Raw genomic sequence first — 15,352 nt, 5'->3', positions numbered from 1 at the left:
GAAGTAAGGGGGCGGAGTCCGGTACGCCGGCACACGAGTGTGCCGGCGTACCGGCGCTCACACCTCTTCGACCGAGCTGGGCTCGCGACGGGACAGGTCGATGCCGAGCTCCTCAGCGGCGCGGAAGACGTCCTCCTCCGCGTCGCGCAGCTCGATGCTGGTGCCGTCCTGGGAGAGGACCTCCACGTTCAGGCACAGCGACTGCATCTCCTTGACGAGCACCTTGAACGACTCGGGGATGCCCGAGTCGGGGATGTTCTCGCCCTTCACGATGGCCTCGTAGACCTTGACGCGTCCGGGGACGTCGTCGGACTTGATCGTCAGCAGCTCCTGCAGGGCGTAGGCGGCGCCGTAGGCCTCCATCGCCCAGACCTCCATCTCGCCGAACCGCTGGCCGCCGAACTGGGCCTTACCGCCCAGGGGCTGCTGCGTGATCATCGAGTAGGGGCCGGTGCTGCGGGCGTGGATCTTGTCGTCCACGAGGTGGTGCAGCTTCAGGATGTACATGTAGCCGACCGAGACCGGGTCCGGGAACGGCTCGCCGGAGCGGCCGTCGAACAGGTTGGCCTTGCCGGTCTCGTCGATCATCCGCACGCCGTCGCGGTTGGGGATCGTCGAGCCGAGCAGGCCGGTGATCTCGTCCTCACGCGCACCGTCGAACACCGGGGTCGCGACCCGGCTGTTCGGCTCGGCCTTGTCGGCGTGGATCTGGATCAGGCGCTGCTTCCAGTCCGAGCTGTCGGGGTCGCCGGACAGGTTGAGGTCCCAGCCCTGCTTGGCCAGCCAGCCCAGGTGCAGCTCGAGGATCTGACCGATGTTCATGCGTCGCGGCACGCCCAGCGGGTTGAGGATCACGTCGACCGGGGTGCCGTCCTCCATGAACGGCATGTCCTCGATCGGCAGGATCTTGGCGATGACGCCCTTGTTGCCGTGGCGCCCGGCGAGCTTGTCGCCGACCGAGATCTTACGCTTCTGGGCGACGTAGACGCGCACCAGCTGGTTGACACCCGGCGGCAGCTCATCGCCGTCCTCGCGGTCGAAGACCCGGACGCCGATGACCGTGCCGGACTCACCGTGCGGCACCTTCATCGAGGTGTCGCGCACCTCGCGGGCCTTCTCACCGAAGATCGCGCGCAGCAGGCGCTCCTCCGGGGTCAGCTCGGTCTCGCCCTTGGGCGTGACCTTGCCGACGAGGATGTCACCGGTGGTGACCTCGGCGCCTATGCGGATGATGCCGCGCTCGTCGAGGTCGGCCAGACCCTCCTCGGAGACGTTCGGGATGTCCCGGGTGATCTCCTCGGGGCCGAGCTTGGTGTCGCGGGCGTCGACCTCGTGCTCCTCGATGTGGATCGAGGTGAGGACGTCCTCCTGCACCAGGCGCTGGCTGAGGATGATCGCGTCCTCGTAGTTGTGACCCTGCCAGGGCATGAACGCCACGAGGAGGTTCGTGCCCAGCGCCATCTCGGCGTCGTCGGTGCAGGGGCCGTCGGCGATCGGCGACCCGACCTCGACCCGGTCGCCCTCGCTGACCAGCGGGCGCTGGTTGATGCAGGTGCCCTGGTTGGAGCGCTTGAACTTCGAGAGGCGGTAGGAGGAGTAGGTGCCGTCGTCGTTCATCGTCTCGACGAGGTCGGCGGAGACCTCCTTGACCACACCGGCGGCCTCGGCGACGACCACGTCACCGGCGTCGACCGCGGCGCGGTACTCGATGCCGGTGCCGACCAGCGGGCTGTCGCTCTTGATGAGCGGGACCGCCTGGCGCTGCATGTTGGCGCCCATGAGCGCACGGTTGGCGTCGTCGTGCTCCAGGAAGGGGATCAGGGCCGTCGCGACCGACACCATCTGGCGCGGCGAGACGTCCATGTAGTCGACCTCCTCGGCGAGGAGCTCGGAGACCTCACCGTCGCGCTGGCGCACCAGCACCCGCTCGTTGACGAAGCGACCGGTCTCGTCGAGCGCGGCGTTGGCCTGCGCGATGACGTAGCGGTCCTCGTCGTCGGCGGTGAGGTAGTCGACCTTGTCGGTGACCGAGCCGTTCTCCACCTTGCGGTAGGGCGTCTCGACGAACCCGAAGGGGTTGATCCGACCGTAGGAGGCCAGCGAGCCGATCAGGCCGATGTTGGGGCCCTCAGGGGTCTCGATCGGGCACATGCGGCCGTAGTGCGACGGGTGGACGTCACGGACCTCCATGCCGGCGCGGTCGCGGGAGAGACCACCCGGGCCGAGCGCGGAGAGGCGGCGCTTGTGGGTCAGACCGGCGATCGGGTTGGTCTGGTCCATGAACTGGCTGAGCTGGGAGGTCCCGAAGAACTCCTTCAGCGCCGCCACCACGGGACGGATGTTGATCAGGGACTGGGGCGTGATCGCCTCGACGTCCTGGGTCGTCATCCGCTCGCGGACCACACGCTCCATGCGCGCGAGTCCGGTGCGCAGCTGGTTCTGGATCAGCTCACCCACGGTGCGCATGCGGCGGTTGCCGAAGTGGTCGATGTCGTCGGCCGCGATGTCGAGGGTGCCCTGCGGCGCCTCGATCTGGGTGCGGCCGTCGTGCAGCGCGACGATGTACTTGATCGCGGCGACGACGTCGTCCACGGTCAGCGTCTGCTGGTCGAAGGCCTCGGTCAGGCCGAGCTTCTTGTTGATCTTGTAGCGACCGACCTTCGCCAGGTCGTAGCGCTTGGGGTTGAAGTAGTAGTTGTTCAGCAGCGTCTGCGCCGCCTCACGCGTCGGCGGCTCGCCCGGACGCAGCTTGCGGTAGATGTCGAGCAGCGCGTCGTCCTGGCCCTGGGTGTGGTCCTTCTCCAGGGTCAGCATCATCGACTCGTACTCGCCGAACTCCTCGCGGATCTGCTCGTTGGTCCAGCCGAGGGCCTTGAGCAGCACGGTGACGTTCTGCTTGCGCTTGCGGTCCAGGCGCACGCCGACCATGTCGCGCTTGTCGATCTCGAACTCGAGCCAGGCACCGCGGCTCGGGATGAGCTTGGCGGTGTAGATGTCCTTGTCGGAGGTCTTGTCGGCGGTGCGCTCGAAGTAGACGCCCGGGCTGCGGACCAGCTGGGAGACCACGACGCGCTCGGTGCCGTTGATGACGAAGGTGCCCTTGGGGGTCATGAGCGGGAAGTCGCCCATGAAGACCGTCTGGCCCTTGATCTCACCGGTGTCGTTGTTGGTGAACTCCGCCGAGACGTAGAGCGGAGCGGAGTAGGTGAAGTCCTTCTCCTTGCACTCGTCGACGGTGTACTTGGGGTCGTAGAAGACCGGGTTCTCGAACGAGAGGGACATGGTCTCGGAGAAGTCCTCGATCGGGGAGATCTCCTCGAAGATCTCCTGCAGACCGGACTTCTCGGAGACGTCCTCACCCTCGGCACGACGGCGCTCGACGACGGCGTTCCACTTGTCGTTGCCGACGAGCCAGTCGAAGCTGTCGGTCTGGAGGGAGAGGAGCTGGGGAACCTCGAGAGGTTCAGCGATCTTCGCGAACGAGATGCGGCGGTGGCCGGAGGTGTTGAGCGGGGTGGAGGCAGGCGCAGCCAAGAGGGATCCTTCGACGGGTCAGCTCATCGATGGCGCGAGCCCCCCACAAGACAGCCACCGGACAGGCTGAAGAGCATTTGAGGGCAGGCGCAAAGCGCTACCTTACACACTCGTCGGGCACGCCACAAGAACGGCGTCCACTCGGATCGAACGTCTCGATGAGTGTGGGGCTCCGGAGCGCCGAGGTCAAGCACCTCGGGCGGGGAGCCGGGGAGCAGCAGCTCGGCCCCGCCCGGCCGCGCGGGGCCCGCTCACTCCTGGATCGGCGAGGTCTGCAGGCCGTCCACGAGCCACTGACCGTCGACGCGCGCCATGGTCACGGTGACCTGGTCCTTGTAGACGACCGGGTCGCTGACCTGCTTGTTCGTGGTGGGACGGTCGACGAAGAGCAGCACGTCGACGCGGTCCTTGCCGGTGCGGACGACGGCGGAGTCGACCACCTGCGCCCCCACGACCGTCTGGGTCTCGGGAGCGTTGTCCTCGATCAGGCTGAACAGCGGGTCGTACTTGTCGTCCTGGTAGGCCGAGGTCATGTAGGACCGCGCGGCTGCGGCGTCCTCGTCGAGGCGCCGGTAGTCGTAGGACAGGACCGGCACGATCGCGCGCACCGCGGCTGCCCGGGCCTGCTCGGCGGATTCCTCGAGCAGCACGCCACCCTTCTCGGTGACCGGCTCGGGGGCACGCGCTGCGGCCACGACGGCCACGGTGAGCGCGAGGCCGGCAAGGACCGCGAGGACCACAAGTGCCCAGGCCGGCACGAGCGGGAGACGACGCGTCGCAGGCTTCGGCGCCGCGCCCGACGCACTCGTCGTCACCACGGCCGGCTCCTCGCCCGCCTCTGCGGTCGGGACCGCCGCGGGGGACCGCTCGGGGGCCGCGGTGTCCGGGCCCTCCAGCCCGGCGTCGTACGCCGCACGGGAGGCGGGGTCCAGCAGCACCTCGGCCGCCTGGTTGAGCGAGCGGAACCTCCGGTCGGAGGGGTCGAGGTCGGCGATCGCGGCCCGCCAGGCCGTGCGGATCTCCTCGCTCGAGGCGTCCCGGTCGACGTCGAGCAGGTCGTACCAGCTCGGACCCGCGCTCACTGCTCGTCCTCCGTCCCGGCCGTGGGGCTGGGCTGGGTGTCGGGGTCGGGTGCCTCGCTGGGGTCCAGGGTCACTCCGCTGCCCGTCACGGGCGCGAAGTCGTCCACGAGCCACTCCCCGTCGACCTTGACCAGCATCACGCGCACGCGGAACGGCGCCGGGTCGGTCTCGATCCGCTCGTCGCTGCGCTTGCCGCTGCCGGGGTAGGAGTTCACGAAGGCACCGGCCACCAGGGCGGTGGCGGAGTCGGCGTCCATGCCGGAGACACCGGCTCCGTAGACCTCGCAGTCGCGACCCAGCGCCGCCTGGGCGACGGTCAGCTCGGCGGTGCCGACCTGGCCCTCGAAGTCGGCACGGAAGGCGGGGGTGATCAACTCCCCGACCCGCTCGCGGTAGTCGGGCATCGTGCCGTCCTCGGCGAGGTCGTCGGGGCCGTAGGTGTTGACCCGCAGCATGAACTGCGAGGCCACCGACAACACGGCCTCCCGCTCGGCCGCGACGGCGTTGTCCCCCGAGAGCAGCGCGCCGAACCGGTCGGGCACCCCACCGCTGGCCGAGGAGGTGCGGCTGGCCAGCAGGACGCCGGTCACCACGACCGACCCGACCAGCACCAGGACCAGCACCGCGGCCAGACCGAGCCGGAAGAGCGGCGAGGAGCCGGTGCGCTCGGGCACGGCGCTCCCGCCGGTGGAGGGGTCGTGCGGCTGGTCGGCGTGCGGGCCGGTCACCGGCTCGACGTCAGGGGCTGGAGGTACAGCCACTTCCAGGACTCCTTCCCCAGGGTGCGCGGCGCCACGCTACCGGGGGAGGTCAAGGCACTCGGCACGCGGTCGCCCCAGGTGAGGCTGCCGGTGTCGGGGTCGTAGGAGGCCACGACCTCGGAGTCGTAGTCGGCCGGGGCGCGGAACCGGTCGTAGATGTTCTGCGCGCCGCGGGCGTTGCTCTGGGCCGGCGGCTCGTCACAGCGAGCCTCCTCGTTCATCGGCCGGTTCTCGCCGTTCTGCGGCGGACGGGTGTCGGTGCCCTGGTAGCCGTCGTGGCAGATCGGCGTGGTGGTGATGATCAGGCCGAAGTGGGCGTCGTAGAGCCCGGTGTCCGGCGACTTCGAGACCACGGTGAACCCGCCCTCGACCACGTAGGGGTAGATCACCAGGATCTGCTCGAGCCCGTCGAGGTGACGGGTGACGATCTCGCCGGTGGTGATCAGGTTGTTGACCAGGTCACCGAGCTCGACCTCGTTGTCGTCGATGAAGCGGCGCAGGGCCACCGCGGCGCCCGAGCCGTTGTCGAGGAGCTTGTTGACCGCCGGGTCGGCGTCGGCGAGCGCACCGGTGAACAGCGACAGGTTGCGCGCGAAGGAGCGGATGGCGCTCTCGGAGGCGATCTGGCCGTTGAGCACCGTGTTGGAGTCGCGGATCAGCGCCGTGGTGGTGTCGAAGTTGTCGTTGGCGGCGTTGATGAAGTTGTTGCCGGTGTCGATGATCTGCTGCAGCTGCTCGCCGGTGCCCGCGAAGGCGGCGCCGAGCTCGGTGACCGTGGTCTCCAGGGCCTTGCGGTCCACCGAGCCGACGGTCGTGGCCAGGTTGGAGAGCAGGGTCTCGACAAGGATCGGGGTCCGGGTGTCCGGCATCGCGATCTCGGACCCGTCGGCGAGGTAGGGCTCGTCGTTGGACTTGGGCTGGAGCTCGACGTACTGCTCACCCACGGCGGACTTGTTGCCGACCAGCGCCAGCGTCGCGGCCGGGATCGTGTCGTGCTCGTTGTCGATCGCCAGCTCGACGTCGACACCCTCCTCGGTCAGGACCAGCCGGTCGACCTTGCCGATCTGGACCCCGCGGTAGGTCACCTCGGCGCCGGCGAAGATGCCGCCGGAGGAGGCGAAGTGCGCGGTCACGGTGTAGGCGCTGTCGTAGAAGAGCCGGTCGAGCTTGGCGTAGCGGGCTCCGACGAAGCTGCAGCCGACCAGCGTGATGAGCACGAAGACCAGCAGCTGGACCTTGGTACGGCGCGTGATCACGAGACCACCATCCCCGGGATCATCAGGCCGACCAGGTCGGCGTCGTAGAGCGAGGTCAGCTGGGAGACCCGCGGGCCCTGCGGCTGTGCCGCTCCCCCGGGGGCGGTGCGCGGCAGGCCCTGGCCGCTGGTGCCACCGAAGAGGTCACCGAGGATCGGCAGCTCGATGCCACCCAGCCCCGGCAGGTCCGGCAGGCCCGGCACCTGGTTGAGGAGCGAGCAGACCACGACGTCCTCGTTCTTCGGCTTCGCGCACTCCTCCTTCAGCTGCAGCAGCAGCTCGACGCTGCCCAGCACCTTCTGGCACGCCTTGGAGGTGAGGTCGGCGCTGCTGAGGCAGTTGAGCACGGCCCCGACCACCGCGGTCGGCTCCAGCTCGGTCGGCAGCAGCGTGGGCAGGCCGGTCGGCACACCCGTGACACCGAGCGAGAGGTCGACCTCCAGCTGCACGGAGAGGTTGGTGAAGTCACCCATGTGCAGGTTGCGGGCGACCTGCGGGTCGCGCCCGACCACCTCGTCGACGAAGGGGTAGGTCAGGGCCACGTTGAAGGCCTTGACGAAGGCGTCACCGGAGTTCGCGAGCTCGGTCAGCACCGGCTGGAGCTGGCGGATCGTCTCGATGGTGGTGTCCTTGGACTGCTCGATGACACGGACGCCGACGTCGCCGAGCTCGTTGAGCGACTCGAGCATCGTCACGAGGTCCTCGCGCTGGGCGTCCAGCGAACGCAGGGCGCTGGGCAGCTCGTCGAGGGCGTCGTCGATGGTGCCCTGCTGCTGGCGCACCGAGATCGCGAGCTGGTTGAGCCGCTCGATGGCGTCGACGATGTCGGCCTTGTTGTCGTCGAGGGTCTCGGTGAAAACGTCGAGCTGCTGCAGCACCGAGCGCGCGGAGTCCTCACGGCCCTCGAGCGCGTTGTTGAGCTCGGAGGCGATGGTCTTCAGCTGCGCGACACCGCCGCCGTTGAGGACCAGCGACAGGGCGCCGAGCACCTCCTCGACCTCGGGGTTGCGGCCGGTCTGCTCGAGCTGGATCAGGTCGCCGTCTCCGAGCCGCTCGGCGTTGCCGCCGTCGGCCGGGGCGTCGAGCTCCACGAACTTCTCACCGAGCAGCGAGGTCTGCCGCAGCCGCGCCACGGCGTCGTCGGGGAGGTCCACGTCGTTCTGGAGCTCCATGGTGACCAGCGCGGTGTAGCCGTCGAGGTCCACGTCGGTGATCTTGCCGACGGTCACGTCGTTGACCTTCACCGTCGACTTGGGGACCAGGTCGAGCACGTCGGCGAACTGGGCGGTGACCGTGATCGGGTCGTCGCCGGTGTCGGGGCCACCCGGCAGCGGCAGCGAGTAGACGTCGAAGTCACAGGCGGACAGCGTGAGCGAGGCCGCCAGCAGGCCGAGCGCCAGACGGGTCCGGCGCAGCGTCGTACGGCGCATCAGCGGGTCACCTCCACGAGACCGCCCAGGGTGGGGTCGGCCACCTGCGGGGCGACCGAGGCCGAGCCCGCCAGCGCGGCCGGGCGGGGCGCGGCGCCCTGGACGAGGTCGCACAGCGCGCCGGTGGGGTCGATCGAGTTCACGACCGTGCACAGCAACAGGCCCGGGTCGTTGATCAGCTGGTTCTCGAGGTTGCCGACGTTGGCGTTGGTGTCCAGCGTGCCGGCCTGCGGGTTGTAGGTGAGGTAGAGGTTGTTCAGCGCCAGCGGTGCCACCGCCAGCACCTCCTCGAGGTTGGCACGCTGCTTGACCAGGACCTTGGCGACCCGGTTGAGCTTGGTGATGTCGCGGCCGAGCACGTCCTGGTTGGTCTCGACGAAGTCCTTGACCTGGCCCAGGGCGGTGCCGAGGTTGTCGAGCGAGGCCACGAGCTCCTGCCGCTCACCCGAGAGCAGCTCGCTGACGTCGGCCAGGGAGGTGTTGAACTGCCGCACGGTCGTGTCGTTCTCGGCGAGGGTGCTGACGAAGGCCTGGACCTCGGTGAGGGAGGAGAAGAGCTCCTCCTTGTTGTCGTCGAGGGTGGCGCTGAGGTCGCCGAAGTCGGAGATCGTCTGGTTGAACCTCGCGCCCTGGCCGCCGAAGTTGTCGGCCGTGACCTCGAGCAGGTCGGTGAGCGCGCCGTTCTCGTTGGCCCCGTTGGGGCCGAGGGCCACGTTGAGGTCGTCGAGGCTGTCGTAGATGTCGTCGAGCTCCAGCGGGGTCGCGGTGCGGTCCACACCGATCACCTCGCCGCTCGCCAGCACCTCTCCCCCGGTGTAGGCGGGGGTGAGCTGGATGAACCGGTCCCCCACGATCGACGGGGCGATGATGACGGCCTTCGCGTCGGCGGGGATCTGCACCTCGGGGTCGTAGCTCATGGTCACGACCACCTCGGTGCCCGAGGGGGTCACGGTGTCGACCGTGCCGACCGGGACGCCGAGGACGCGCACGTCGGAGCCCTCGTAGACCGAGACGGTCCTCGGGAAGCTGGCGGTGAGGGTCTTGCGCTCCTCCTCGCCGAACAACGTGAACGCGGCGACCACCACGAGGGCGAGCAGGACCACGGGCACCACGAGGCGGCGCAGGAAGCTGGTCGCGGCGCTCATCCGATCCCCCCTCCGTTCGTCAGGTCGGGCAGGGTCGCCGGGAAGTTCTGGATGAAGGTGTCGAACCACGGCCCGTTGCCCAGCGTGTTGGCGAAGACGCGGTAGAACGGCGCCATCAGCCGCAGCGTGTCGTCGAGGTTGTCCTCGTTCTTGTTGAGCACGTCGAGGACCTCCTCCAGGCTGGACAGCGCCGGCTTGAGGTCGGCGCGGGTGTCACGCACGAGCGCCGTGAGCTCCTGGGAGAGCTGTGTGGTCGAGACCAGCAGGCGGTGCACCGCGTCCCGGCGGGCCACCAGGGCCCGGAACAGGACGTCGGAGTCCTCCATCAGCTCGATGATGTCCTGGTCGCGGTCGTCGAGGACGGTCGAAACCCGGCGCAGGTTCTTCAGCAGGCTGTTGATCTCGTCGTTCTTGGCCGCGACGTTGGCCGAGAGCGCCGAGACGCCCTCCAGCGCGCCCTGAAACTCCTCGGGCGTGTTGCGGGAGAGGTCGGCCAGCGTGGTCAGGGACTGCGCCAGCTGGTCGGTGTTGATGTCGGCCGCGGTGTCGGCGAGGCCCTCGAAGGCGTCGACGACGTCGTACGGCGAGCTCGTCCGTTCCACGGGGATCGTGGTGCCCTCGGCCATCTGCCCGGACCCGGCCGGCTCGATGGCCAGGAACATGTCGCCGAGCAGCGTCTTGACCTTGAGGTCGGCGCGCGAGGTGGGGCCGAACTGGGAGTCGGTCTTGATGCGGAACCCGACGTGCACCTTGTCGCCGTCGAGCTCGATGCTCTCGACGGCACCCACGCGGACGCCGGCGATGCGGACCTCGTCGCCGACCTTGATGCCACCGGCCTCGGCGAAGTTGGCGTAGTAGGTGTCGCCGCCGCCGATCAGCGGGAGGTCCTGGGCACGGAAGGCCGCGACGAGGGCGACCGCCAGGACGGCGATGCTGATCGCCCCGACGACGATCGGGTTGCGCTCACGGAAGGGCTTCATCCGAGGTCACACCTCGCTCCACCCACGTTGTAGTCGATCGGCACCGAGCTGCCTCCGGGGAGCCGGACACGGCCCTGGAAGTGGCAGAGGTAGAAGTTGAAGTAGGAGCCGTAGATCGCGGTGCGACCCACCTTCTCCAGCTTGATCGGCAGCACCTGGAGCGCACGGTCGAGCTCACCCTTGTTGCGGTTGACGTTGTCGGCGAATCGGCGCAGCTGCTTGATGTCGTTGGTGAAGGGCTTGCGGATGCCGGTGACCAGCGAGGCCGTCTCCTCGGAGAGCGCCGAGATCTGCTCGAGCGAGTCGAGGATCGGCTTGCGGTCCTGCTTCAGGCCCTTGACGAGCTGCTTGAAGGTGATGATCAGGTCGCTCAGCTCGCTGTCGCGGTCGGCGATGCGGTCCAGCACGTCGTCGAGGTTGACGATCAGGTCGCTGATCACCTCGTCACGGTCGGCCAGCGTCTTGGTGACCGAGGCCGTGTGGCCCAGCAGGCTCTCCAGCGTGCCGCCCTCGCCCTGGAAGACCTGGACGATCTCGTAGGAGAGCTGGTTGATGTCGTCGGGCGACAGGGCCTGGAACAACGGCTTGAAACCGTTGAAGAGCACCGTCAGGTCGAGTGCCGGGCTGGTGTTGCGGACGTCGATGACGGCGTCCTCCTCCAGCGGGGTCGTGTCGCCGACCTGCTGGCTCAGCGAGATGTAGCGCTGACCGACGAGGTTGCGGTAGCGGATGGCGGCGTGGGTGGCGAGGTTGACCGCGACGTCCTCGTCGACGTCGAAGGACACCAGGGCACGGGTCCGGTCGACGATCTCGATGTCGGTCACGCTGCCGACCTTCACGCCGGCCACCCGGACGTCGTCGCCCTTCACGACGCCGGTGGCGTCGACGAACTCGGCGCGGTAGGGCTTGGAGGCGCCGAAGGTGAGGTTGCCGACCATCACGACCAGCAGTCCCGTGGCCATCGTGGTGACCACGATGAAGACGAGGAGCTTGACGAGGTCGGCGGAGGTCTTCGCGTCGAGGAGCTTCATCGCATGCTCACCTCCGCGCCGCGTGCCATCGGCCCGAGCAGCAGCGGCCCGAGGTCGGAGACGTCCTCGGCGCTGACCCCGAGGCCGGGCGCGAGCAGCTCCTTGAGGAAGGAGGACTCGGTGGCGGTGCCGGTCCAGCCCTCACTGCTGCGGAACCACGGCCCGGGGGCGACCCGGGAGGTGCCCTTGCCGGTCGGCTCGTCGACGCCGTCGTCCATGTTCGGTTGGGCTCGCACGGGGTTGTCCTGGTTCCAGGGCGGGTTGGGCAGGTTCAGGCAGTTGGGGCCCCGGTCCTCGCCGTAGCGCGGCAGGTCGTTGACCCCGTACGCGCGCGGCTGGTTGGGCAGGGTCTCCAGCACGATGTGCAGGGTGAAGTTGCGGAACGCCTCGGCCTGCAGCTTGCCGGCGTTGACGATGCCCTTGGACAGGCACGAGAACTCCGGGGCGTACTTCGCCAGCATCGTGACCTGGGGCTTGCTGATCTCGCCGAGACGGATCAGGTTGTCCCCGTTGGTGCGCAGGAAGGACTCCGCGCTGCCGGAGAAGTCCGAGACGTCGTTGAAGAGTGCGTTCAGGGCGTCCTCGCGGTTCTCCAGCGTCCCGAGCGTCGTGATCTGGTCACGCAGGATCTGGCCCACCTCGGGCAGCACGTCGGCGTAGATGTCGGAGACCTGGGCCGTGAGCCGCAGGTCCTCGACCAGCGCCGGCAGCTGGGGGTTGAATCGCTTGAGGTAGCGGTCCACCGTCTCCAGGTTGTCGCCGAGCTGGTCGCCGCGGCCCTCGAGGGCGGTCGCCAGGGCGTTCAGGGTCATGTTGAGCTCGGCCGGCTGCACCGTGCGCAGCAACGGGTAGAGGTCGTTGAGCACGGCCTCCACCTCGGTGGCGGTCTTGGTCTGGTCGATGACGTCGCCCGGCTGCAGGGAGTCCGACGCGGGAGCGTCGGGGATGACCAGGGAGACGTACTTCTCGCCGAACAGGGTCTTGGGCACGATCTGGCCGGTCACGTCGGCAGGGACCTGGTCGATCTCACCGGGGTAGATGCCCAGGGTGACCTCGGCCCCGTCGGCGACCGGCTCGAAGTCGAGGACCTCGCCGATGATCACGCCGCGGATCTTGACGTCCCCGCGGGTGGGCAGCTGAAGACCCAGCGTCGAGGACTGAAGCGTGACCTCGTCGTACTCGGCGAACTTCTTGGTGAACACGGCATAGGTCAACCACACGCCGCCGAGGAGCAGCGCGAGGAAGACGATCCCGAGGAGCTTGAACTGCTTCAACATCGCCTAGCCCGCCAGTCTCACGGTCGTGGTGGTGCCCCAGATCGCCATCGACAAGAACAGGTCGATGACGTTCACGGCCACGATGGACGTCCGCACCGCGCGTCCCACGGCCACGCCGACCCCGGCCGGGCCGCCGGAGGCGGTGTAGCCGTAGTAGCAGTGGATCAGGATCACGGTGACGGCGAAGACCAGCACCTTGCCGAAGGACCACAGCACGTCGCCGGGCGGCAGGAACTGGTTGAAGTAGTGGTCGTAGGTGCCCGCGGACTGTCCGTAGAACTGGATCACGGTCAGGCGCGTGGCGAAGTAGGAGGAGAGCAGGCCCACGACGTAGAGCGGGATGATCGCGATCAGGCCGCCGACGATGCGCGTGGAGACGAGGTACTGCATCGACGGGATCGCCATCACCTCGACGGCGTCGATCTCCTCGGAGATGCGCATCGCGCCGAGCTGGGCGGTGAAGCCGCAGCCCACGGTCGCAGCCAGCGCGATGCCCGCGACCAGCGGCGCGATCTCGCGGGTGTTGAAGTACGCCGAGACGAACCCGGCGAACGGGGCCGTGCCGATCTGGTCGAGCGCGGCGTACCCGGAGAGGCCGACCTGCGCGCCGGTGAAGAACGTCATCGACACGATGACGCCCACGGTGCCGCCGATGACGGCCAGGGAGCCGGAGCCGAGGGTGACCTCGGCGAGGATCCGCAGGACCTCCTTCTGGTAGCGCACCGCTGCACGGGGCGCCGCCACGAGGGCCCGGATGTAGAACGCGAGCTGCTGGCCCAGGTCGTCGAGGGACGAGAGGGGCTTGGTGTAGACCGCCTTGAGGTTCGCCATGGGATCAGCCCGTCTTCGGGGGGACGACCTGGAGGTAGATCGCACTGATGACGAAGTTGACGATGAACAGCAGGACGAAGGTGATGACCACGGACTCGTTCACCGCATCACCCACGCCCTTGGGTCCGCCGGCCGCGTTCATGCCCTTGTAGGCGGCCACCACCGCTGCGATCAGACCGAAGATCGTCGCCTTCACCAGGCCGACCCACAGGTCTGGCAGCTGGGCCAGGGCGGTGAAGCTGGCGATGTAGGCGCCCGGCGTCCCGTCCTGGAGCACGACGTTGAAGACGTAGCCGCCGGCCACGCCGACCACCGAGACCAGGCCGTTGAGGAAGACGGCGACGAGCATGGCCGCGAGCACCCGGGGCACCACGAGGCGCTGGATCGGGTCGATGCCCAGCACCATCATGGCGTCGAGCTCCTCGCGGATCTTGCGGGCACCGAGGTCGGCGGCGATCGCCGACCCGCCCGCTCCTGCGATGAGCAGCGCCGTCGCGATCGGTGCGGCCTGCTGGACGACCGCCAGCACGGAGGCCGAGCCGGTGAAGGACTGCGCCCCGAACTGCTTGATGAGCCCGCCCACCTGCAGCGCGATGACCGCGCCGAAGGGGATGGCCACCAGCGCGGTGGGGATGATCGTCACCGACGCGATGAACCAGGCCTGCTGGATGAACTCGCGGAGCTGGAAGGGGCGACGGAACAGGGCCCGTCCCACGTCGAGGCCGAAGGCGAAGAGCTTGCCTGCGGCCCCGACCGGGGCGAGCACCCTGGTCGCGGTCATGGACGCCACGTGTGTCTCGTACTCCTCAGGCGCCCGTGGTCATGGTCATGTTCTCCTCGAACGACCCCGGCGGGGGCGTCACGCCGTTGTCGCGGCACCAGGCACCCGGCTCGCGCTGGGAGCGGCGCGGGATGCCGTTCGAGGGCTCGAGCTGCATCGGGATCGGCGGCAGCGGGGGCAGCTCCTGGTCGGCCTCGGCCGCCAGCTCGTCGGCGTCCTTCTCCTCGGACATGCCGATGGGGCCGACGCGCTGGGCGTTGAGGAACTGGCGCACCACCGGCTCCTCGGAGCTGAGCAGCATCTCGCGCGGGCCGAACATCGCCAGGTGCTTGTGGTAGAGCAGGCCGATGTTGTCGGGCACCGTGCGAGCGGTGTTGATGTCGTGGGTGACGATCAGGAACGTCGCGTCGATCTGGGCGTTGAGGTCGACGATCAGCTGGTTGAGGAACGCGGTGCGGACCGGGTCGAGGCCGGAGTCGGGCTCGTCGAAGAGGACGATCTCGGGGTCGAGCACCAGCGCGCGGGCCAGGCCGGCGCGCTTGCGCATGCCGCCGGAGATCTCACCGGGAAGCTTGTCCTCGGCGCCGAGGAGACCGACGAGGTCCATCTTCTCCATCACGATGGAGCGGACCTCGGACTCGGACTTCTTGGTGTGCTCGCGCAGCGGGAAGGCGACGTTGTCGTAGAGGTTCATCGAGCCGAACATCGCGCCGTCCTGGAACAGCACGCCGAAGAGCTTGCGGATCTCGTAGAGCTCACGCTCGGAGCAGGAGGCGATGTCGGTGCCCTCGATGATGATCGAGCCCTGGTCGGGCTTCAGCAGACCGATCAGCGTCTTCAGGAACACCGACTTGCCGGTGCCCGAGGGGCCGAGCATCACGCAGATCTCGCCGGCGGGGACGGTCAGCGTCACGTCCCCCCAGATCAGCTGCTTCCCGAAGGACTTGGTCAGGTTCTCGACCTTGATCTCCACGCCCATGTACGTGACTCCCCTTCGTCCTGCGGCTGCAGCGTCCACCACGCCCCGTCGGGGAGGTGACCACACTCACGGGTAACAACGCCGTTACCGCGGCGAGGTTACGTCACTTTGTCGTCGGCGTCACTCAGACGCCGATCACCGAGACGTGTCCACGGTCCCGTGGGCGCTATCCCCCGGCGGGTACGCCCGCTGCTCGGGCCGGACCACCCCGAAGCTGCCTGCGACCTGCACAAATGCCTGACGGCCCCGCTCCCACGAGGGAAAC

General features: G+C 68.6%; 12 protein-coding genes. All 12 read right to left on the bottom strand.

The features are described from left to right. Window positions 1–57 precede the first annotated feature (57 nt). Window positions 58–3,534, bottom strand: coding sequence for a DNA-directed RNA polymerase subunit beta (gene rpoB / locus BKA05_RS01630; RefSeq protein ID WP_179529863.1), 3,477 nt, complete (start codon window positions 3,532–3,534; stop codon window positions 58–60). A 251-nt stretch (window positions 3,535–3,785) separates the two neighbouring features. Beyond that, entirely contained in the window at window positions 3,786–4,616 is an 831-nt protein-coding gene (locus BKA05_RS01625) for a DnaJ domain-containing protein (RefSeq protein ID WP_179529862.1), read from the bottom strand. Further along, on the bottom strand, window positions 4,613–5,377 hold the full coding sequence (locus BKA05_RS01620) for a hypothetical protein (RefSeq protein ID WP_218842212.1): 765 nt from the start codon (window positions 5,375–5,377) through the stop codon (window positions 4,613–4,615). Before BKA05_RS01620 ends, BKA05_RS01625 begins: the two co-directional genes overlap by 4 nt. Continuing rightward, a complete protein-coding gene (locus BKA05_RS01615) occupies window positions 5,341–6,633 on the bottom strand; it encodes an MCE family protein (protein ID WP_179529860.1) in 1,293 nt (430 codons plus the stop codon). The genes BKA05_RS01620 and BKA05_RS01615 overlap by 37 nt, the downstream gene beginning before the upstream one ends. Further along, window positions 6,630–8,063, bottom strand: coding sequence for an MCE family protein (locus tag BKA05_RS01610; protein ID WP_179529859.1), 1,434 nt, complete (start codon window positions 8,061–8,063; stop codon window positions 6,630–6,632). Before BKA05_RS01610 ends, BKA05_RS01615 begins: the two co-directional genes overlap by 4 nt. Then, the gene (locus BKA05_RS01605) at window positions 8,063–9,208 is read right to left on the bottom strand and encodes an MCE family protein (protein ID WP_179529858.1); all 1,146 of its coding nucleotides are present in this window, start codon (window positions 9,206–9,208) and stop codon (window positions 8,063–8,065) included. Before BKA05_RS01605 ends, BKA05_RS01610 begins: the two co-directional genes overlap by 1 nt. Beyond that, entirely contained in the window at window positions 9,205–10,188 is a 984-nt protein-coding gene (locus BKA05_RS01600; RefSeq protein WP_179529857.1) for an MCE family protein, read from the bottom strand. Before BKA05_RS01600 ends, BKA05_RS01605 begins: the two co-directional genes overlap by 4 nt. Further along, window positions 10,185–11,219 (bottom strand): MCE family protein, encoded by a 1,035-nt coding sequence (locus tag BKA05_RS01595; protein ID WP_179529856.1) that lies wholly within the window; start codon window positions 11,217–11,219, stop codon window positions 10,185–10,187. The genes BKA05_RS01600 and BKA05_RS01595 overlap by 4 nt, the downstream gene beginning before the upstream one ends. After that, window positions 11,216–12,496 carry an MCE family protein gene (locus tag BKA05_RS01590; protein ID WP_179529855.1) on the bottom strand — a complete coding sequence of 427 codons (1,281 nt, stop codon included), beginning with the start codon at window positions 12,494–12,496 and terminating at the stop codon, window positions 11,216–11,218. The genes BKA05_RS01595 and BKA05_RS01590 overlap by 4 nt, the downstream gene beginning before the upstream one ends. A gap of 3 nt (window positions 12,497–12,499) precedes the next feature. Further along, the gene (locus BKA05_RS01585; RefSeq protein WP_179529854.1) at window positions 12,500–13,327 is read right to left on the bottom strand and encodes an MlaE family ABC transporter permease; all 828 of its coding nucleotides are present in this window, start codon (window positions 13,325–13,327) and stop codon (window positions 12,500–12,502) included. Between the two features lie 4 nt (window positions 13,328–13,331). Next, complete coding sequence (locus BKA05_RS01580) at window positions 13,332–14,108, bottom strand: MlaE family ABC transporter permease (RefSeq protein WP_179532915.1); 777 nt, start codon at window positions 14,106–14,108, stop codon at window positions 13,332–13,334. Between the two features lie 25 nt (window positions 14,109–14,133). Then, on the bottom strand, window positions 14,134–15,087 hold the full coding sequence (locus BKA05_RS01575) for an ABC transporter ATP-binding protein (RefSeq protein ID WP_179529853.1): 954 nt from the start codon (window positions 15,085–15,087) through the stop codon (window positions 14,134–14,136). Window positions 15,088–15,352 lie beyond the last annotated feature (265 nt).

The organism is Nocardioides marinus, from assembly GCF_013408145.1.
GTDB lineage: Bacteria > Actinomycetota > Actinomycetes > Propionibacteriales > Nocardioidaceae > Nocardioides > Nocardioides marinus.
Note: the sequence above shows the minus strand (reverse complement) of the source record. Positions and strands in the feature narration are given on the sequence as shown.